General features: G+C 59.0%; 16 protein-coding genes. 9 read left to right on the forward strand and 7 right to left on the reverse strand.

Annotated features, from left to right (window positions below; genetic code table 11):
* Positions 1–46: 46 nt before the first annotated feature.
* Positions 47–2,314, reverse strand: coding sequence for a Stk1 family PASTA domain-containing Ser/Thr kinase (pknB, locus tag QKE19_RS01820; protein WP_347890218.1), 2,268 nt, complete (start codon positions 2,312–2,314; stop codon positions 47–49).
* A 79-nt stretch (positions 2,315–2,393) separates the two neighbouring features.
* Here pknB and QKE19_RS01825 point away from each other — a divergent pair, with 79 nt between their 5' ends.
* Positions 2,394–2,768 (forward strand): Rv2175c family DNA-binding protein, encoded by a 375-nt coding sequence (locus tag QKE19_RS01825; RefSeq protein WP_005510311.1) that lies wholly within the window; start codon positions 2,394–2,396, stop codon positions 2,766–2,768.
* Between the two features lie 30 nt (positions 2,769–2,798).
* Here QKE19_RS01825 and QKE19_RS01830 read toward each other — a convergent pair whose 3' ends face one another.
* The 4 genes from QKE19_RS01830 to QKE19_RS01845 form a co-directional block, all read right to left on the reverse strand.
* Complete coding sequence (locus QKE19_RS01830; RefSeq protein ID WP_016423016.1) at positions 2,799–3,779, reverse strand: phytoene/squalene synthase family protein; 981 nt, start codon at positions 3,777–3,779, stop codon at positions 2,799–2,801.
* Between the two features lie 6 nt (positions 3,780–3,785).
* Positions 3,786–5,402, reverse strand: coding sequence for an alpha-(1->6)-mannopyranosyltransferase A (locus QKE19_RS01835; protein ID WP_048731201.1), 1,617 nt, complete (start codon positions 5,400–5,402; stop codon positions 3,786–3,788).
* 86 nt (positions 5,403–5,488) lie between these two features.
* Positions 5,489–7,189 (reverse strand): phytoene desaturase family protein, encoded by a 1,701-nt coding sequence (gene crtI / locus QKE19_RS01840; RefSeq protein WP_048731199.1) that lies wholly within the window; start codon positions 7,187–7,189, stop codon positions 5,489–5,491.
* Positions 7,190–7,207: 18 nt separating this feature from the next.
* A complete protein-coding gene (locus tag QKE19_RS01845; protein ID WP_048731197.1) occupies positions 7,208–8,320 on the reverse strand; it encodes a polyprenyl synthetase family protein in 1,113 nt (370 codons plus the stop codon).
* A 78-nt stretch (positions 8,321–8,398) separates the two neighbouring features.
* Between QKE19_RS01845 and metF the strand changes: the two genes are divergently transcribed.
* On the forward strand, positions 8,399–9,373 hold the full coding sequence (gene metF / locus QKE19_RS01850; RefSeq protein WP_101738820.1) for a methylenetetrahydrofolate reductase [NAD(P)H]: 975 nt from the start codon (positions 8,399–8,401) through the stop codon (positions 9,371–9,373).
* Positions 9,374–9,376: 3 nt separating this feature from the next.
* On the opposite strand, the gene QKE19_RS01855 is transcribed toward metF, so the two are convergent.
* Complete coding sequence (locus tag QKE19_RS01855; protein WP_016423011.1) at positions 9,377–10,051, reverse strand: DUF3153 domain-containing protein; 675 nt, start codon at positions 10,049–10,051, stop codon at positions 9,377–9,379.
* Positions 10,032–10,622 (reverse strand): GNAT family N-acetyltransferase, encoded by a 591-nt coding sequence (locus QKE19_RS01860; RefSeq protein ID WP_048731193.1) that lies wholly within the window; start codon positions 10,620–10,622, stop codon positions 10,032–10,034. Before QKE19_RS01860 ends, QKE19_RS01855 begins: the two co-directional genes overlap by 20 nt.
* Positions 10,623–10,828: 206 nt before the next feature.
* Between QKE19_RS01860 and QKE19_RS01865 the strand changes: the two genes are divergently transcribed.
* The 7 genes from QKE19_RS01865 to QKE19_RS01895 all read left to right on the forward strand — a co-directional run bounded on the left by QKE19_RS01865 (position 10,829) and on the right by QKE19_RS01895 (position 19,277).
* Entirely contained in the window at positions 10,829–11,317 is a 489-nt protein-coding gene (locus QKE19_RS01865; protein ID WP_048731236.1) for an SAV_6107 family HEPN domain-containing protein, read from the forward strand.
* Between the two features lie 230 nt (positions 11,318–11,547).
* Positions 11,548–11,991, forward strand: coding sequence for a DUF3040 domain-containing protein (locus QKE19_RS01870; RefSeq protein WP_048731191.1), 444 nt, complete (start codon positions 11,548–11,550; stop codon positions 11,989–11,991).
* Positions 11,992–12,699: 708 nt separating this feature from the next.
* The gene (mraZ, locus tag QKE19_RS01875; protein WP_005510286.1) at positions 12,700–13,131 is read left to right on the forward strand and encodes a division/cell wall cluster transcriptional repressor MraZ; all 432 of its coding nucleotides are present in this window, start codon (positions 12,700–12,702) and stop codon (positions 13,129–13,131) included.
* 260 nt (positions 13,132–13,391) lie between these two features.
* Positions 13,392–14,432 (forward strand): 16S rRNA (cytosine(1402)-N(4))-methyltransferase RsmH, encoded by a 1,041-nt coding sequence (rsmH, locus tag QKE19_RS01880; RefSeq protein WP_016423007.1) that lies wholly within the window; start codon positions 13,392–13,394, stop codon positions 14,430–14,432.
* Between the two features lie 64 nt (positions 14,433–14,496).
* Positions 14,497–15,312 carry a hypothetical protein gene (locus QKE19_RS01885; protein ID WP_016423006.1) on the forward strand — a complete coding sequence of 272 codons (816 nt, stop codon included), beginning with the start codon at positions 14,497–14,499 and terminating at the stop codon, positions 15,310–15,312.
* A 341-nt stretch (positions 15,313–15,653) separates the two neighbouring features.
* On the forward strand, positions 15,654–17,564 hold the full coding sequence (locus QKE19_RS01890) for a penicillin-binding protein 2 (protein ID WP_048731186.1): 1,911 nt from the start codon (positions 15,654–15,656) through the stop codon (positions 17,562–17,564).
* 138 nt (positions 17,565–17,702) lie between these two features.
* Entirely contained in the window at positions 17,703–19,277 is a 1,575-nt protein-coding gene (locus tag QKE19_RS01895) for a UDP-N-acetylmuramoyl-L-alanyl-D-glutamate--2,6-diaminopimelate ligase (RefSeq protein WP_347890225.1), read from the forward strand.
* Positions 19,278–19,293 lie beyond the last annotated feature (16 nt).

The following is a 19,293-nucleotide window of genomic DNA, read 5'->3' on the forward strand; positions in this document are numbered from 1 at the left end:
TAGCCCAGCTAGTGCAGCACCGCACTCAGTAGAGCGCCGCACTTTTTTACAGAGTGCTGACCGAAATGCTGTCACCCGCCGTGGCCTTAGCGCCCGGTCGGGGTGACTGCAATACGATGCGATCGTCATCGTTCGCAGAGCCGTCGATGTCGAGCTGAAGATGCTGTTTCTCCGCTTCACGACGTGCCTGCGCAACAGTTTTACCCAGCAGCTGCGGAACCTTCACTGCTCTGGACACGGTCAGCGTGACAGTCGCATCATTGGGGTTAACCAGACGACCTGCACTTGGTGAGACTGCGTCAACACGGCCGTAGTCGCGCGAGGAGGAGGACGCGTCCTTTACTTCGCTTACCTCAATGCCCTCGCGCTGCAGAATTTGACGAGCAGTATCCTCCGACTTGCCCACTACATTGGGCACTTCGATGCCGTTGTTAATGGTCAACGTCACAGAACTACCGCGTTCGAGGCCAGTGCCTTCCTCAGGAGACACGGAAAGAACCTCTTCCGGCTCAGCAGAGGAGGAAAACTCCGCCGATACCTCCCGGACTTCCAGCCCGGCCTTGCTCAACAGCTCACGAGCTTCATCCTCTTGAAGCCCCACGATCTTTGGCACCTTCACCGGTGCTGGCCCCTTGGAGTAATGCACAGTCACAACTGAGCCAACTTCGACGGTCTGTCCTGGAGCAGGAACCGCATATACCAAGCCGCCGGTGGAGACATCATCGGAAAAGACGGGGTCTCCGACCTCTTCTTTCAACGTCCGCTTAGCTAGGGCAGCGCTGAACACTTCCTTTGAGTGGTTCGCGGGATATGCGGGCACAGTCGGGCGGCCGAGACTGACCAGTACGCGAACATCATCACCGCGGACAACCCGCGCTCCAGCTAGGGGGTCCGAGCCAATAATCTGGGACACTGCGACATCGTTGTCGTAGCGCTCATCAACCACCGGTTCAAAGCCCGCCTCACTGATTGCGGTCATCGCCTGTGGCTGCGACAGCCCAGTGATAGAGGGCACTTCGCCATAGCGGCCAGAGCCCAGCCACCACGCGCCAAGCCCCATGCCCAACGTGGCAACCAGGGCGATAATCAGCCACAATGCACATCCACGGCGCGTCCGCTGTCGGGTAGCTCGACGGCTCTTAGGCGTCTGAGTCTGAGCAGATCGCGGCTGCGGATGCTGTGGGTGCTGTGGACCCTGAGTGTCCGGCGGCAGCGGATATTCCGGAGCATTCGGGTCGTCGAAATCATCGAAAACGTTTGGCGGTCCCGGTGGTCGGGAAGAAACGGGGCTACCGGGTGCGTCCGTCGAGAAGCCATAGCCGTCGTGACCGAAGCGCTCGGGTGCCGTCTCTGCGGTGCCGTGTCTGTCATCGAAATGGTCGTTGCCCGGTCGGTGGAAGTCCTCTGTGAGCCCCTCCATGGCGGCAGCGTTGGCGGCTGCTGAATTGACGGGCGACGGCACGCGGAATGGTGGCAGCGCGAGTTTGTCCGCAATGTCTTCGAGTGCGTCACCGAATTCCTCGGCCGTCTCAAACCGATCCTCCGGCCTGCGGGAACAAGCGTGGGCGACCAACTCGTCGAACTCCTCAGGAACGCCGTCGATGAGCTCCGAAGGTGGCGGGACATCTTCGTTCAAACGCTTCATGGCAACGCCCAGCGAAGAATCGGCGATGAATGGCGTCGTGCCGGTAAGCAGCTCAAAGAGCAAAATACCCGCCGCATACGCATCGGAGGCAGGGGAGATGGATTCACCCGTGACCTGCTCCGGAGCCAGATAAGCGACGGTTCCGACGATGACCGAGTTAGAGGTCACCTTGGCATCAGCGGCCGCGCGCACTAGACCGAAGTCCGCCAGCTTCACTCGCCCGTCCGAGGCAATCAGCACATTTTCCGGCTTGATATCGCGGTGCACCATGCCGCGGGAATGCGCCACCGATAGGGCGCGCAGAACCGAGCGCATTACGACGGCAGCTGCATGCGGAGGCATCGGACCGCGCTGACGGAGCAGCTCGCGGAGGGTCCCACCGTCGACGAATTCCATAATGAGGAAAACATGCCCCGCCGGGTCCGTGCCCTGGTCGTAGACGTTGACGAGCGACTCGTCATTGAGGTGCGCGACCGCGCGGGCCTCACGTTCGAAGCGGATGCGGAAAGACTCGTCGTCGACAAAACGCGGATCCATGACCTTTGCGGCCACCCTGCGATCGAGCCGCAAATCGGTGGCGCAGTACACGGTGCTCATGCCACCGTGTGCGATGGTGGCTCCGATGCGGTAGCGACCATCGAGAATCTGCCCCTCGACAAGCTGCGACATAAACCAGCCTTCCCTGTTCCAATCAGTTGCTTCTAATAAGTATATGGGGACGTACCTACTGCAAGGCCAACGCGCTAAAGTGACCAGTGTGAGAAAGATTCCAACTTGCCACGATGTCCTGAGCGCCGACGAACCCACTCTTGCGCTGCCCGATGCCGCTGACCTCATTGGCGTCACCGTCACCCGAATTCACGCGTTGCTGCAGGAGGGTCGCCTTATTGCAGTCCACCGCGACGGCATTGCACAAATTCCCGCCCGCTTCTTTGAAGATGATGAGGTCGCGCGTTTTGTACCTGGCGCACTCGCATTGCTTGCCGACGGCGGCTACACGCGAGAAGAAACGCTGGAGTGGCTATTCACCGAAGATGAATCTCTGCCTGGACGTCCGGTGGACGCCCTGCACGGTCACCTTGCACGCGAAGTAATGCGCCGCGCACAGGCTATGGCGTTGTAAAGACCCGGACGGCGTCCTACGCCCGCCGTCCTACGCCCGCGATAGCTCCTGTCGTAATCGCCCGGCCACTGCTGTGAAAAGCAGCGGGAGGGCGATTTTTGCTTTTCGAGCGCGTCCCACTTGAGCGCGTTGCGCAAAGACGTTGTAGTTCATGCGCTCAATTTCGCCGAGAATGTCTGAGTAGAGAATCTCCGCGGCACGGATAGCCTGACGCCCTGGCACCTCTAACATGTCCACGCCGCTGCTGGCTTCGGCATAGAGTGCGCGGTTGCGAGCGATGAAGAAGGCCAATGCCTGACGTACCGCCGGGGTCGTCTGTCCCGTGGCGGCACAGTAGCCGATCTCCTCGGTACCCACTCCGAAGGCCTCCCACTCATTCAGTGGTAGGTAAATACGGCCACGGCGAAAATCCTCGGCGATGTCGCGGAGGAAATTCGTCACCTGAAAGGCTTTTCCCAGGAGCTCTGCGTAGGGAGTGGCTTCCTCGCGGGAGACCCCTGCGCGGGTGCCTAGGATGGGCATCATCTCAAGGCCGATGACTGCTGCGGAGCCCCACATATACGAGTCGAGTTGCTCCCATGTTTCAAAATGCGCAATGTGGCACGATGTGTCGGGCACGTCCATCAACATGGAGTGAACAAAGTCCGCAGAGAGCTGTGGATCGATGTCGTAGTCGCGAAAAGTCTGTGCGGCCGCCGAGATGACGGCACGGTCGCGGTCGCGGTGGACGTCGTCAAGCGAACCGATGACGACAGCTGAGTGGAAAAGCTCGCTTAAACGTGTGACCGTGGCTTCGATGTGCGTGGGGGAGCGGTCGGCGTCGGCGGGGCAGTCGACGTAGTCATCGACGATGCGTGCCCAGGCGTAGAGAGACCACACCGCACGCTGTTGGCGGGGTGCCAATAGTCGCGTGGCCAGGGAATACGTGCGACCGTGGGAGGCCATAATATCGCGGCAGAGCTCGTAGGACTGTGGCAGCGCGATGGTCGAGAGAGGCTGTGGGGTGGGCATGGACAACTATGCGACCTCGGTTGACCGCGACAGGGGTGCCACCGTGGAATCCGTGTCTGCGGCGGTTTTATCGTCGCGCCACGGGTACTTCCAGCTGAATTTTCCAGTGGTCAGCCAGCCGACGGCCAGCCAGCCGAGAACGGTAATGATAACCATCCAGGGCACGTCGTAGAAGCGGTGATTGCCGCCGCCGGCGAAGGACAGCGACAGGATGAATGTGAACAACACGGTGCCTTGAACCACCCATCGTGGCGGGCGAATCGTTCCCATGGGAGTCAATAAGCTGGCGTAGTACCAGGGAAGTGCCACGGCATTAAATACGCAGGCCACCACGTAGGCGGCAATCATGCCAGCGACATTGTTACGAGGGGTGGCTCGGAAGTAGAACCAGGAGATCACGAGTCCCACCAGCATGATGATAGAGGAGACCACGCGTGTGTGGCTGACGATGACATTGAAACCGATGTCGTCGTTGAACCACGCCATGACGCCCGAGATCACACCAGCGACCGCTGACGGTGCTGCCAGGGGGTTAATCACCTTGGTATTGCCACTGATCTCGGAAATCCAGCCCCAGCTCGAGCCGGTCAGCCACGTCACCACTGCAAGCGTGCCGACGCAGACTGCGACCAACACGATGCCCACACCGGCAATCGCCGGAATCTTGCGCAGCATCTCTTGAACCGTGGCGATGGGCTCGCGCCTGGTCAACACAATCCACACGACGAAGGGCAGCGCCAGGACAGCGGTGGCTTTCAGCGCGACGCCGATTCCGATGAGGACAGCAGCGACTAGGCCGCCCCGCATGTGCTCCATGTGCAGTGCGGCGACTAGTGCCAGGCTGACCAATCCGACCATCAGTGCCTCGTTGTGCATACCCGCAATCAGATGCAGTAGCACCAGTGGATTGAGCACACCGAGCCACTGTGCGAAAGCCGGATTTGCTCCAAGCTCCCGGGCGATTCGCGGGATCGACCAGACAATGGCGGCGAAGCCCAGCAGACACACAATGCGGTAGAGAATCACGCCGACGGTGATGTTGTCGCCGACAATCCGCGTGATGACCTCGCCAATTCCCAGATGCAGCGGGCCATACGGGGTGGTGGTATTCCGCCAATCTGCGGATACCTCCAGCAGCATCGGCCCTGGATTAGCTGCAGCTCCCTCGGTGTAGGGATCAAACCCATCGCGGACCATCGCGCCCTGCATGAGATACGAATAGACATCGCGAGAGAACAGCGGTGCGGCCAGCGCGAGGGGAATTGCCCAGGCCAACAGGATTGAATTGAACCGACGCAACGTGGACTCATCGCCGCCAGCGTTCGCTGGAACCGCAGCGTCTGCTGCGTCGCCAGCATGGGCAGAACCGGCCACAATGTCCCGGGTGGTCCCCTTCGAGAACAGCAGTTCCCGCCCGATGCGCAGCCACGAGATAAGCAGCAGGGCGATACCTACCCAAATCACAATCTCACAGAAAATCTGACCGTGACCGTAGGTGATCCAGTCGAGTCCCAGAGCGTGGACAAGGCCGCCACGGTAGCGATTCGCACCGGAACCGTAGGAGCCCAGAGCAATGAGGATGCCACCGTAGACACCCAGCTGAGCACTCCGCGATAAATTCATGTCAACCTAAACAATCGATACATTGCTGATGCATTAATCCTAGTTGGTCAGTGACCACCGGCAGACATCCGGGAGACATTCATGAGCTAAGGCGTTTCAAACCGCTGTGCCGCAAGTCGTCCCGAAATCATGACCGTCGGCACGCCAACCCCCGGCACCGTCGTCGATCCCGCCAGCGTCAGATTCTTTGGCATCTTCGGAGAGAAGTTGCGGGGACGGAACGGCCCCGTCTGTCGGAACAGATGCGCCAGCCCAAACGGCGAGCCAACGCCCATGTCGCGTTCTTGCCACTGCTGAGGGGTATCGATCCGACCGACTCGCCACTTCGTAGAAATCCCGGTCAGTCCGCGCCGCTCCAGCTCAGCGGTTATTTTCGCAACGTAGTCCCCACCGATTCGTGACCAGATCAGATTGGCCGACTGCAAGTTGGGGCACGGCGCGAGCACACTGACGGGCTCCCACTGCACGCCGTTCGCATCTGTGACAATACGCTCCGGCGCGCTCACCGCAGGCCGGGTGACCAGCAATGATGGGTCCGACATTAGCTTTCCATGGCGCGGTGACGAGATCTCCTCAAAGGTTTCGTTCCACTTTTCGCCAAACGAAATCAGGTGATGCCGCTTCGGCCACGTCGCAGTCTCCGAAACCGGAATCAGCCCGTGCGCCACCACCGCCGATGGAGAAAATCGAACTGGGAACAACCGTCGCGCTCCCGTCCGCTTTACGACGCTCCGAAGGCCTCGCCGCTTCGATGAGCTACCGGCGGCAGAGGTAGCCGCGTCGTGAAGCCAGCTCTGCACCACAGGTAAATCGGTCGTAGCGATGACGGCATCGGTGGGACGCTCGCCAGTTGCCGTGGTGATGGCGGAGACAAAGCCTGCTTCGTCAACTTTCAGCCCAGTGACATCAACGCCGAAGTCGATGGTTCCGCCAGCTCGACGGACGGCCTCGGCGAGCAACTCGCTGACGGCGCCTATACCCGAACCAAATGCGGGGGAGTGCGGATAGTAAACCCCCATCGAGGTATCCATGTGGGAAATGCAGCCGTAGACCGCACGGGCCTTAGCGGGAGGCACACCTGCGTAAAGCGCCTGGAAGCTGAAAACGCGAGCGAGATCATTATCTCCGAGGAAGGCACGAATCTTAGGTTCGAGGGCGCCGAAGGCACCGAGTCGGAGGAGCGTAGTGAGGTCGCGAAGCGCGCCGGGCCCGGTGAATAGGTCCGTAACGCGGTCAAAGCTGCGGGACATGAAGTTGTCGAAGCAGGCATTGAAGAGAGTTTGCAGCCACGTGCGAAGTTTGCGGTAACCGGCGACGGTGGAGTCAGAGGCACCGAAGCGCGCGAGTTCATCGGCCATCATGTCTTCGTTGGAAAACACGTCGAGTCCGCCGCGGGTGGCAAATTCCGCACGGTAGGTGGGCGTGATTGGGGAGGCCGAAAAACCCGGGTCGATATCGCGCGCGTAGAGGCCGACGGCGGCGAGGGCATCGTCGACAAGCGAGGGCATGGTCCATACAGTTGCGCCAGTGTCGAAGACTGCGGTGAGCGATTGCTCGTCGATATCGACTGTGATGGGTTCACTGGCGCAGCGTCCGCCGACGAAACTTCCCCGCTCGACAACGGTGACATCGTAGCCATCGGCGATGGCGTAGAGCGCGGCGGTAAGTCCGGACAGGCCTGCGCCGATGATGGTCAGTCGTGGTTTGGAGCCCTTATGAGGACGAGTGACCGCACGTCGCAGACGCGGGGAATTAATGGGGGCACGAGTGGGGGAAGCAGCGGGCATGACTACGCAACACCTGGTCTAATGCTGACGAGCGGTGGCGCGAACGCCCATAGCAATGAGGTTCTCGCGCGACGTTGCAGGCAGGTCGGCATTCTCGATAGTGGAGAAAGCGCGGCTGGTCAGGCGGTCAATTTCACGTTCGACGGCATCGGCAGCGCCGGAATCAGCGATGAGATTTCGTAGCTCATCAATATCTGCAGCAGACGAGACCGCTCCCAGGCGTTCATCGATAAAGCGGGCCTTTTCAGGTGCGGAATCGAGGTAGAGGCTTAAAGCCTGGCCGACCAGTACGGTTCGCTTGCCCTCGCGGAGGTCATCGCCGGCAGGCTTGCCCGTGACTTCGGGATCGCCGAAAACACCCAGCTGATCGTCGCGGAGCTGGAATGCCACACCGATATCGCGGCCGAAGCTGCGGTAGGCCTCAACCAATTCCGCTGGGGCGCCGGCAATCGCAGCACCAATGTGGAGCGGCCGCTCGATGGTGTAGGCGGCGGTCTTGAACAGATTGATTTTCTCAGCGGTCTCGACGCGACTGTCCCGGCTGGCTTCGGCCGTGATATCGAGCAGTTGGCCGCCAAGTACTTCAGTGCGCATCGCCCGCCAGGGGACAAGTGCGCGGGTTAGCGCCTCCGAGCTGAGGCCTGAAGAGTGCATCATGTCATCAGCCCAGGTCAGAGCAACATCGCCAATGAGGATTGCGGCCGAAATACCGAAGCGGTCGGCGGCTCCATTCCAGCTATTGGCCTCGTGCTTGGCCTCGAATACCTTGTGGATAGTCGGTGCGCCACGGCGCGTATCAGCGTCATCGATGATGTCGTCATGAATGAGTGCACAGGCTTGAATGAGTTCCAGGGCGCTCACCGCGTTCATCACAGCCTGGGAATCCTCGGCTGGGGAGAAACGGCCTTCGAGGCCGCCTGCTCCCAACCACCCCTGCCAGGCGAAGGCTGGACGCACGCGCTTGCCCCCATTGAGGACGAAGGAATGGAGCGAATCTATGGCCTCGGTGTACACCGCATCGACCGACGCGACATCGTCGCCACGGCTTTTGAGGTAGTTCTCCAGCGTTTTGGTAACAGCAGCTGGTACTTCGCGGGGCTGCAGCGCGGCCAAATCCAGTTCTTCGCTCATGTGAGCCTCTCGTCGATGACGGGTAATGCTGACTCAAGAATAGGACACCGCTTAGTATGAGTGACTATGTCCTCAACAATGCCACCGTCGCCAGGCCGCCAAGTGACAATCCGCCAGGCGCTTTCAATGCCGAGCGCGGGCAGTATTCCCTTCTCGGTCGAGTTCATGCCCCCGCGTGACGACGCCGCCGAGGAACGTCTTCTTCGAGCAGCTGAGGCTTTCCATGATCTTGGTGCCTCCTTTGCATCCGTGACCTACGGCGCCGGTGGTTCTAGCCGCGACCGCACCCTGCGAATCGCCCAGCGCGTTTCGAGGCAGCCGCTTACAACGCTTGTGCACCTGACATTGGTAGAGCACACTGTCGACGAGCTGCGGGAAATCCTGCGCTCTTATCTCAGCGCGGGGCTGACGAATCTGCTTGTTCTGCGTGGTGACCCACCGGGAGACCCGCTTGGTCCTTGGGTGGAGACCGAGGGCGGTCTGCACTACGCCAGCGAGCTGATTGAGCTGATTAAGGCCGAGCCGGAGTTCGAGAAGTTTGAAATCGGCATTGCGTCGTTTCCGGAAGGACACTACCGCTCGCCGGATTTGGACCATGATACGCAGTACACGCTGGCCAAGCTGCGCGCGGGAGCCGAATACTCGATTACGCAGATGTTCTTCGATATTGAGCACTACTTACGCCTTCGAGACCGCCTGGTGGAAGCCGACCCAGTGCACGGTGCCAAGCCCATCATTCCGGGGCTGATGCCGATTACATCGCTGCGCTCAGTGCGCAGGCAGGTTGAGCTCTCCGGGGCACAGTTGTCATCCGATTTGGAGGAACGCCTGATTAAGGCAGCAGATGGTGACGAGCAGGCCAATAAAGATGAGATTCGCAAGATTGGTATCGAGTTTTCGACCAACATGGCAGAGCGGCTCATCGCCGAAGGCGTGCCGGGGCTGCACTTTATGACTATGAACTTCGCTCGCGCCTCCCAGGAAGTTTTGCACAACCTCGGCATGGCGCCCGAATGGGGCACCGGCCAGGATATGCTGCGCGGCGGTTTTTAATTGCTAAAAGTCCTGCATGTCGCGAACTCTTCGCGCCCACAGGACACCTAGCACTGAGGCTAGGACACCGGCGGCTGTGGTCACACCGGCAAATAATAGGAATTGATTCCGCTTGGTGGATCCAGCCGGCGACGAAGCCCATACATTATGGTTCTCGCCACTGGCGAGCTGCCATTCCACCTTGTTCGGTTCGGTCTGGCGGCCATTGGAGTCAGTAACCTGCTCCGGGAACGCGACGACGAAATCAACCTTCGCGCCGGGCAGGTGAGTCAAATCCATGTGGCCGTTCATCGAAATCTTGCCGCCACCGGTACGGTCTAGGTCGATGTCTACGCGATCGTCGGAAAGCTGTCGGAGCGTATCGGTGAGTTCAATGAAGTGCAGCTCGTTGAACGAGACTTCCATCTTTCCTGTGGAGGAGTCGATTACTCCCTGCGAGACGCGGTCGGAGAGATCTTCCGGTACTTGCCACTGCTCAAATTGGGAACGGACTTCCTCCGTGGGTGTTACGTGAATTGTGCCCGAGACCCTGTCGTCGCCGGAAATGGTAATGCCAGCCTGTGCGTCAAAGCAGCCGCTGAGCGGCAAGATGGCGGCAATTCCGGCCATTGCTGTGGCAATGCGCAGAGGCGAAAGCCGTCGACGTGGTGTGGAAGGTTCACTCGGTGATGATGTCACGGGGAAGATCTACTCCTAGAACTGCGAAGGGACGGGAGTCCCCTGTGAAATAAAAGTTCCTTAAAACATCCTTGAAACCAAATTGGCGGTAGAGCTGCCATGCCCTATTGGCCTCATTCGGGTATTCCGGGGTTGACAACAGAACTCGCGTCTCTGGGCGGGAATCGACCAACTCGCGGAGCAGTCGTTTACCGAGTCCCCGCCCCTGAAAGCTGGGGTGTATGTGAATCTCAGACAGTTCGGCGTAGTTGCCCAAGAGCTTGACGACGTCCGGTAGCGAGCGCCCGTCCATGAGCAGTCCATCTCTTACCTGGCGATACCACCAGTGCGTGTCCAATCCTGTACGGCAGTAGCCGATGCCAACCAACCTGCAGCGCGGGTCGCGGAGAGCCTGGGCAGGGGAGAGCTCTTTGGGGTGAGCTATGGCTGCAGCAGCCATGAAGCCGGGTTGAGTGGTTTGCTTCTGCCATTCGTGGAGACGACCGGGCAAGATTGCGGGGTTGTACTGCATCGCGGTGATGTAGAGAGCCACTGCTTCTTGCAGGCGGAGATTGAAGTCTCCTGCTGTCATCGGAACCACGCTGTATTTCACAGTGACCAGATTAGCGACTTGGACGAACTTAGTTGTGAGATTACTGCAATAACATCGAGTCGAACAGGTGTGCGAAAGTGCGCATGGCGTAGTCCGGGCTTGGGGATAGATTGCAGTCAATCCCGCTAAGGAGAAGCGGAAAATCCGTGCTCATGTGAATGCTGTGTGAAAGGAGAAGCAGGGTGGTGGCAAGGTCGAACGTGGTGGAGTTTAGGGCGATTTCGCAGTCGGGTTCGGTCGCCCCGGTCGGTGTCTCAAGGCAATCGCTGGAGCTGCTGGGGCGGGCAGAGGCTCTGCTAGCGAATGCTCGGAATGCCAGCTCTGATGAGATGTTGGAGCTTTCCTACTGTGCGGCGCTGCGTTGCGCAGGCGCGCTGTTGAATCGCGACGATGTGTCGGTGGCTGGGGGTTCTGGCTCGGGCGCTCGTTCGGGCTCGGTAGTTAAGCGTCGTCGTTCGGCAACACAGAGTGCCTGGTTGCGTTTAAAGAAAGAGCAGCCCGAATTTGATAGCTGGGTCACCAAGTTTGAGCAGTTCACCGCGCTGCGTGAGGAAGTCCGGTTGGGTATTTCGCGTCGCATTGACTCTCGGCGGGCGCAGGAGTTGTGGGATTTAAGTTGTGCATTCTTGGGGGCTGTCCGGGCTGAGCTGGGTGTTCTGCCCGCAGCTGCGTAAGCCGGTGGGGGCGTGTTAGAGCGTTGCTTTCCTAAATAAATGGGGGATTGTTCGGATTCATGGAACAATAGAGGTGAGTCGCCCGTTGAAGGGGTAAGAATGAAGCTAACGGACGCCGCGTTAGCAGCACGTGGCCTGTAATTAACTTTGTTGTATCGGCATTGTTAGTTGAGGGGTCAAGGCTCGCCAGTATCGCGGTGGGCAATGCTCAAGTAGGCGATGGAGGAATTGTGGGACTATCTGAGCACGAACAGCGGATGCTCGACGAAATCGAGTCTGCACTCTACGCTGAGGATCCTAAATTTAGTTCGACGATGGCCGGAAATGCGTTCAGCTTTCCGGAGGAAAACAGCGCACCTCGTGGGTTTTCCATCCAGGTTTTTGCGCTCATGCTCCTCGGTCTGCTGATGTTGATTGGCGGCGTCGCTCTTTTCTCTGTGAGCAATTGGTTCATTGTGTTATCGGTTGCCGGCTTTGGCCTTATGTTCGGTTCCGGCGTTTGGGCTCTGACCGGCGCCGGTAAGCAGGAGAAGGCTAGTTCTGCTTCGGGGCTGAGCTTTGGAAAGACTAAGTCCGGGGCGGCAAAGAGTCGTCGAGGGACCTCGGGTAGCCGTGGCTCCTCTGGTGATTCCACGTTGGAATCGCGTTTCCGTGGCCGCTTCGAGGGGCGTTAGGGGATAAGCCTCAAGAATTAACAAGTGAGGGCAAGCCAGCGATGGCTTGCTCTCACTTTTTTGTTTTTCTAGACGTGAATCGTCTCCACAAGATCTCACCCACTTTGCCCCACCCCGAGTCTCCACTTTCCCCCACTTAGCTATTGGGATGGAGGAATTCTTATCTGCGGTCGTTGTTGGTATCTCCGAAAGTTTGGCTCTGGCGACATAAAATTGCAGGTCAACGCGCTAAGTCTGGCGACCAGGTTGAATCTGGATGGTTTTTAGCAGGTAAGTGGTGGGTAGTGGGGCGTAAACTGCTTTCTGTTAACAATGTGGTTGGTGTGGCGTCGTTATCGGCGTGGTTGCGGGTGGGTGCCCCACTTTTTATTCGCGCTTTAATTGTCGAGGTGATTCTTTAAAAGTCCAGGTCAATTGGGTTAAAGTGGATGTCCTGGCGGCGGGGTTGCGCTGATTCTGTGACTATTTTTCTTCTTCTTGTGTTGATAGTGGCAGATAGTGGGGTAAAGTGGGGCGTGATGTTGATTGAGGTTGGTCAACATTGCAGAAGTGAATATCCGATTTGCGCTTAAAGTTTGGCGAGATTTTGGCACTGCGGTAAAGCACAGCCCTCCGGCTCTGCTTGAAGGCAACGCCTAAATCCCTGAATTCGGTAAGCGTTTGTGCGTTGACATTGAGGTTGACACGGGGATAGGAGGCCAGTGACGCATGTTTCTGGGCACCTATACGCCGAAGCTTGATGACAAAGGGCGCCTGACGTTGCCAGCGAAGTTCCGTGAGGATCTCGCAGGTGGCCTGATGGTCACTAAAGGGCAGGATCATTCTCTGGCGGTGTATCCGAAAGAGGAGTTCGTCAAATTAGCTCAGCGGGCTACTAAGGCCTCTCGTACGAATGCCAAGGCGCGAGCTTTCATCCGAAATCTTGCGGCGAGCACCGATGAGCAGCGTCCTGATGGCTCGGGGCGAATCACGTTATCGATGGATCACCGTCGGTACGCGAATCTCTCCAAGGAGTGCGTGGTTATCGGCTCTATTGACTTTCTGGAGATCTGGGACAAAGAGTCCTGGGAGGCCTACCAGGCGGAGCATGAAGCTGATTTCTCCGAAGGTGAGGATGACTCGCTGTTCGGCGTTTTATAAACCGCTTGGAATAACCGAAAAGAGGGAATGTCCGCATGGACTCTGCCTGATAGCCCCTGGTGTACTTCCCCGATACCAGGTTCTGTCAGGCGGGGCCCTGTGAACATCCCCGCTTTTTGTTTTAAGCACCGATAGCAGCATTCCCAGTAGTGCTCATGAGGTGCGGTCTGGTTGCTGGCGCGGCACTCGTCGTTAAGCAAACCGGGAATACACTCGATAGATTCTCTGACCAGTGCGAACATACCCGGTGAGGAGGGGAAATGAACGGATCGGCACCTGCGGATGATCGCAAGTCCGGCGAGTTTGGTCATGTCCCCGTTTTGCTTCATCGAGTAACTGATTTGTTGCGCCCGGGCATCGAGGCACTGGGTGACGACGCAGTAGTTGTCGACGGCACTCTTGGTGCCGGTGGACACACGGAATACCTGTTGGAGCAGTTCCCGAAGCTCTGCGTTGTTGGACTCGATCGCGATGACAATGCATTGCGAGGGGCAGAAGAACGTCTCGCGCGCTTCGGTGATCGCTTTGTAGGGTTCCGTGTGCGTTTCGATTCGCTCGCCGAGGTGCTCAGTGGTGAAATTTCTGCAGCCGCGGGTGGAAGTGGCGCGGAGGACATTCTCGCCCGCGCCGCTGAGAAGGGCATTGCAGGTGCGCTTTTCGATCTCGGTGTTTCCTCGATGCAGCTTGACCAAGTCAATCGTGGATTCGCCTACCGAGTCGACGCCCCGCTGGACATGCGCATGGATGCAAGCCAGGGGATTACCGCAGCGGATGTGCTCAATACCTATTCGCACGGTGATATCGCGCGCATCCTATCGACTTACGGCGACGAGCGCTTCGCCGGCAAGATCGCCTCGGCAGTCCTGCGTGAGCGGGAGAAGGAACCGTTTACGACCTCCGGTCGTCTGGTCGAGCTGCTCTACGAAACCATTCCGGCGGCATCTCGCCGCAAGGGCGGACACCCGGCCAAGCGTACGTTTCAGGCTCTTCGTATCGAGGTAAATCGTGAGCTTGAAGCTCTGGAAAATGTACTGCCACAGGTCTGCAATGCACTCGCAGTCGATGGGCGTGCAGTGTTCATGAGCTACCAGAGTCTGGAAGACCGCATCGTCAAGAAGGACTTTGCGGAGCGCGTGAAGTCGACAACCCCACCGGGGCTCCCGATGGAGCTTCCGGGGCATGAACCGCACTTTGCTCTCATCACGAGAGGTGCGGAGAAGGCGTCGGCAAGCGAGATCGAAGACAACCCCCGAGCCGCACCGGTGAGAGTTCGCTGTATCGAGCGGATTCGAGCCGATTGACCCAAACCTTTCAACCGCACCAAACGCACCCTTAACGATCTAAGTACTGGGAGAACTTTCGAGCATGGCAACGACAATCACGGAGCACGCCCCCACCCGGCGCACCTCCCGCGGCGCATCTGCAACCGTCGCCGGTGCCAAGACGAAGACTCGTCAGCGCGGTCGCAGCGCCCGCACGAAACAGGATCTTTATCAGCGCCGGCGGTTTGGGCGCACAGGTTCTCAGCAGGTCATCTCGGTGCGTGGGCGTCGCGTTACGACGTCCTCGAGGGATAACCACAAGTTTGCCGGTGCGGCCGTGATGATCATTCTCGTCGTTGCCGGAATCGTGGCGGCGATGTGGCTGTCGGGTATTTCGACCTCGACATCCTTGCAGCTGGATGCTGCGCAGACCAAGGAAAAGGAGCTGCGTAACCAGCTGGAGGTGCTCGAGCGGGATGTTGCTTACATGAAGTCAACCGGTGCTATCGCGCAGCGTGCTGTGGAAGAGGGCATGGTCAATCCGGAGCAGCCTGCCGTTTTGACGACCGATCCGGAAGGCAAGGTCGTGGAAGTGCGACCGGGCGATGAGAAGCAGCAGAAGATTGTCGACCTCAATAACGAGTCGCCGAATATTCCGCATGCGCCGTCGTCGAACCCGAAGGACACCGAGAATGTTCCGGGGATGCAGGCACCGGCCATTGAGGAAGCGCACCCACGTCCGAACGGGTTGCCGGCAACCGCTCCGTATGCGCCGCAGAACCATGAGCCCGCACCAGCACCTGCGCCGGCTCCGGCACCCGCGCCTGAGGCTGAAGCGCCAGCGCCAGCCCCAGAAGCGCCAGCCGCGGCGCCGGAAGCACCGGAAGCTCCGGCACCCGAGCCAGCTCCAGCACCGTAGGAACTTAGAAAACAAACTGGGCCAAACTGGCCAACTGTCCGATATTCTGGCGGTTCCACTGTTTCTGGTCAGTCGACTGTAGACTAATTAATTCAGTACTCGCGATGGCAGGGAATACCGCCTAACGTTATCGCGCGCGGGAGAATCGACTTAGTAGAAAGCACTAGCGCATGATTCGATCTGAAGACGACTACCCCAACCGTGGAGGGGGGTATGACTTCGGCGAACGTGCTTACCGAATTACATCCCGTGAGCGCAGAGGCCAAAGTCGCGTTCGGGATGGTCAGCGCAGCCGGGGGCTCGATGCTAAAACCAACCGAAGCGTGCCCCCGCGCGAAAAAATGCGCATTAGTAATAAGGACTTCATCCGACGTCGCAACTGGCTGCAGTTTATAGGCGCTATCGCAGTTGTAGTGCTGGTCTCCCGTTTGGCTTGGGTGCAGCTCGTCGCAGGTCCTGACCTGTCGGCGGCGGCGCAGAATCAGCGCACGGTGGAAGTTGTTGATGCAGCTCGGCGCGGTGCGATTCTCGATCGTAACGGAGCTCAGCTTGCCTTCACTATGGAGGCACGCAGTATTACCGTTCACCCGAACACTTTGCGCAAGTGGATTGGGGACGCCCATAAGCAGCGCCCGGATGATGTCGCTACCTACGATGAACGCCTCGAGCAGATCGCCAAGGATTTGCCGAAGCTACTCGACGTGGCCGACATCGACGCGGAGAAGTCGGGAAGCAGTCGCCGTCGTCAAGCGGAACCCGAAACCGAGGAGAACTCGGTGATGAGCGCGCCGTCCCGGGTGAGCTCGAAGGACATTCTGGAGAAGCTGCGCAATGAGGACAGCACCTATGAGGTGCTCGTGCGTAATGTCGACCCGGACAAGGCCGCTGCCATCGTGGAAAAGTATCCGGAACTGGTGGCGGAGCGTCAGGATATTCGCCAGTACCCGAATGGGGCGACGGCGGCTAACGTCATCGGCAAGATTGGCATGGATGGCGTCGGCCAGTTCGGCTTTGAAGCCTCTCGTGATGCCACTTTGCAGGGTATTAACGGTGGCAAGACCATTGATATCGCCTCTAACGGTGTGGCAATCCCGGGATCCACGCGCGATGTCCACGCAGCTGTGGACGGTACGACTTACGAGCTGACCCTGGACCTCGACATGCAGTACTTTGTCCAGCAGCAGGTCAACCAGGCGAAGGCCAACTCGGGAGCGAAGGATGCGTCGGCAGTCGTGCTCGACGCGAAGACCGGCGAAGTGCTTGCAATGGCGCAGGCGGACACGGCTAACCCGAATAAGGATATGGGGGCCGAGCTCGAAGAGGGGCGCACTATCGGAAACTCCGCTGTATCGAACCCATTTGAGCCGGGCTCTGTAGCAAAGATCATTACCGCCGCGGCCGCTATCGAAGATGGCAAGACCACACCGGATGAGGTTCTGCAGGTCCCGGGCACGATTGATATGGCGGGTGTCACCGTGCGCGATGCATGGGAGCACGGCACGGAAGCTTTCACGACGACCGGTGTATTCGGCAAGTCCTCCAATGTCGGCACCCTAATGCTGGCAGAGCGTTTGGGTCAGGACCGCTTCGCTGAGATGCTGCATCTCTTCGGGCTGGGGCAGTCCACGGGTATCGAGTTGCCCAGTGAATCGTCCGGCTTTGTGCCACAGCGTCCGCAGTGGTCCGGCGGTACATTTGCGAACCTGCCCATTGGTCAGGGTATGGCCATGACACTGCTGCAGATGACAGGAGTTTTCCAGGCAATCGCCAACGATGGCGAGCGCATCCCGCCGCGTATGATTCGTTCGACAATTTCCCCGGACGGCACGAAGACGGCAACAGAGCGCCCGGAAACAGTGCGTGTGGTTAGCCCGGAGACCGCCCAAACTGTGCGCGCTATGTTTGAAGGCGTTATGCAGTCTGATCCCACGGGGCAGCAGTCGGGTACCGCGGCCGGCAATAGTATTGAGGGATACTCGCTCACAGGCAAGACAGGTACGGCGCAGAAGTTTGACCCCGACACCGGCGCGTACTCGAATTCCAAGTACCACATCACGTTTGCAGGCATCGCGCCTGCCGACGATCCCCGTTTTGTCATTGGCATTATGCTTGACGAACCCCAGCGTGGTGTCCATGGTGACGGCGGTCAGTCAGCAGCCCCACTGTTTAAGGACATCGCCGCTTGGGCGCTTAACCGCTACAACGTACCGCCGTCGCCACCCCGCGAGGGCAAGTTGTTGCTGCAGCCGTAACGAGGTCACCACCACAATGAAGTTACCGCGACAGCACTAATACACAGACTTTTATTACTTTGGTTTCTGCAAAGTGAATCTCTTGAATTTTTCCAACCTGTTGTACACCAACGACTGACTTGAAAGAGGGAACAGCCAATGACCGCCACCCTTGCGAAATTGTGTAACCTCGCGCATGGCCGACTTGACGGCATTACCGAATCCGCGGCGGCAGGAGCGGATATCGCCGCAATCGAACTCAACGCTGCCGAAGTGCCTGAAGGCGGAATGTTTGCTGCCGTCCCAGGTACTCGCACGCATGGTGCGCGCTACGCGCAGCAGTCGGCTGCTACAGCGATCCTGACTGATGAGGAAGGTCTGAAAATCCTGCGGGAAGCAGGGGAGACTCGACCAGTCCTGGTTGTCGACGATGTCCGGGCCGTCATGGGGCACGTTGCTGCAGAAATCTACGATCACCCCTCGGATTCACTGACCATCATTGGGGTTACCGGCACCTCTGGCAAGACCACCACGACCTACATGCTGGAGGGCGCGCTCCTGGCAGCTGGATGCTCGACAGGCATCATTGGTACTACCGGCACGCGCATCAATGGCCGTGCCGTTCCGTCGAGCCTGACTACCCCAGAGGCTCCAGCCCTCCAGCGCCTGTTCCACCAGATGCTCTCCGAGGGTGTGACGCACGTTGTCATGGAGGTTTCTTCCCACGCACTGTCGTTGGGACGTGTAGACGGAGTCAGTTTCGACGTCGGCTGTTTCCTCAACCTCTCGCAGGATCACCTGGACTTCCACAAGACCTTGGAAGAGTATTTCCAAGCCAAGGCCAAGCTCTTTGATCCTGAAGGTCCGACACATGCACCGAAGGCTGTCGCGTGCATCGACGACGACTGGGGTGTCCGCATGGCAGATATCGCTGCCGGCGACCCGGATGTCCAAGTCACCACTGTCCATACTCAGCATCGCGTAACCGACAAGACGCCAGCTGCCGAGGTCTTTGCAGAATGGCACGCCGCTGCAGCCACTGTCGCCACTAACGGTGTCCAGCATGTGGAGCTAACGCGAAACAACACTGACACAGTTGAGGTGGAAGTTCCTCTGCCGGGTGCTTTCAACGTTGCCAATGCCGCAGTCGCATGGGCTGTGCTCGATGCGATTGGGCATGCCAATGACGCGGCCAAGAGCGGTCTGGCACAGGTGCGTGTGCCAGGCCGCATGGAGCGCATCGATCGCGGACAGGACTTCCTGGCTGTGGTGGACTATGCCCACAAGCCAGCCGCAGTAGCTGAAGTGTTGGCCACCTTGCGTGCACAGACCGAAGGTCGCGTGCTGGTTGTCGTCGGCGCCGGTGGCGACCGCGATAGTGCCAAGCGTCCAATTATGGGAGCTGAGGCTGCATGCGGTGCCGATGTCGTCATCATCACCGATGACAATCCACGCTCCGAGGTGCCCTCTGAAATCCGTGCGGCCGTGGTCGCCGGTGCGAAGGAAGCGGTTGCCAGCAGCAAGGCCAGTTCTGACACGGTTGTTGAGGAAATCGGCGATCGCGGCCAGGCAATTCGCCGTGTCGTCGAACTTGCCCACAGCGGCGACAGCATCGTGGTGGCAGGCAAGGGACACGAAACCGGCCAGGATATCGGTGGCGTGATTCACCCGTTCGATGACCGTGAGCAGCTGGCCGAAGCACTCACACAGCGACTGGAGGGATCCGCTGATTGAGATTGCTGAAATCGCT

Origin of the sequence: Corynebacterium sp. c8Ua_99, from assembly GCF_039907185.1 — a bacterium.
Lineage (GTDB): Bacteria > Actinomycetota > Actinomycetes > Mycobacteriales > Mycobacteriaceae > Corynebacterium > Corynebacterium jeikeium_D.

Coding starts and splice junctions, on each gene's coding strand:
- pknB (WP_347890218.1), bottom strand. CDS start 2,314: ATGTCGCAGCTTGTCGAGGGGCAGATTCTCGATGGTCGCTACCGCATC.
- QKE19_RS01830 (WP_016423016.1), bottom strand. CDS start 3,779: ATGCCCACCCCACAGCCTCTCTCGACCATCGCGCTGCCACAGTCCTAC.
- QKE19_RS01835 (WP_048731201.1), bottom strand. CDS start 5,402: ATGAATTTATCGCGGAGTGCTCAGCTGGGTGTCTACGGTGGCATCCTC.
- crtI (WP_048731199.1), bottom strand. CDS start 7,189: ATGCCCGCTGCTTCCCCCACTCGTGCCCCCATTAATTCCCCGCGTCTG.
- QKE19_RS01845 (WP_048731197.1), bottom strand. CDS start 8,320: ATGAGCGAAGAACTGGATTTGGCCGCGCTGCAGCCCCGCGAAGTACCA.
- metF (WP_101738820.1), top strand. CDS start 8,399: ATGCCACCGTCGCCAGGCCGCCAAGTGACAATCCGCCAGGCGCTTTCA.
- QKE19_RS01860 (WP_048731193.1), bottom strand. CDS start 10,622: ATGACAGCAGGAGACTTCAATCTCCGCCTGCAAGAAGCAGTGGCTCTC.
- mraZ (WP_005510286.1), top strand. CDS start 12,700: ATGTTTCTGGGCACCTATACGCCGAAGCTTGATGACAAAGGGCGCCTG.
- rsmH (WP_016423007.1), top strand. CDS start 13,392: ATGAACGGATCGGCACCTGCGGATGATCGCAAGTCCGGCGAGTTTGGT.
- QKE19_RS01885 (WP_016423006.1), top strand. CDS start 14,497: ATGGCAACGACAATCACGGAGCACGCCCCCACCCGGCGCACCTCCCGC.
- QKE19_RS01890 (WP_048731186.1), top strand. CDS start 15,654: ATGCGCATTAGTAATAAGGACTTCATCCGACGTCGCAACTGGCTGCAG.
- QKE19_RS01895 (WP_347890225.1), top strand. CDS start 17,703: ATGACCGCCACCCTTGCGAAATTGTGTAACCTCGCGCATGGCCGACTT.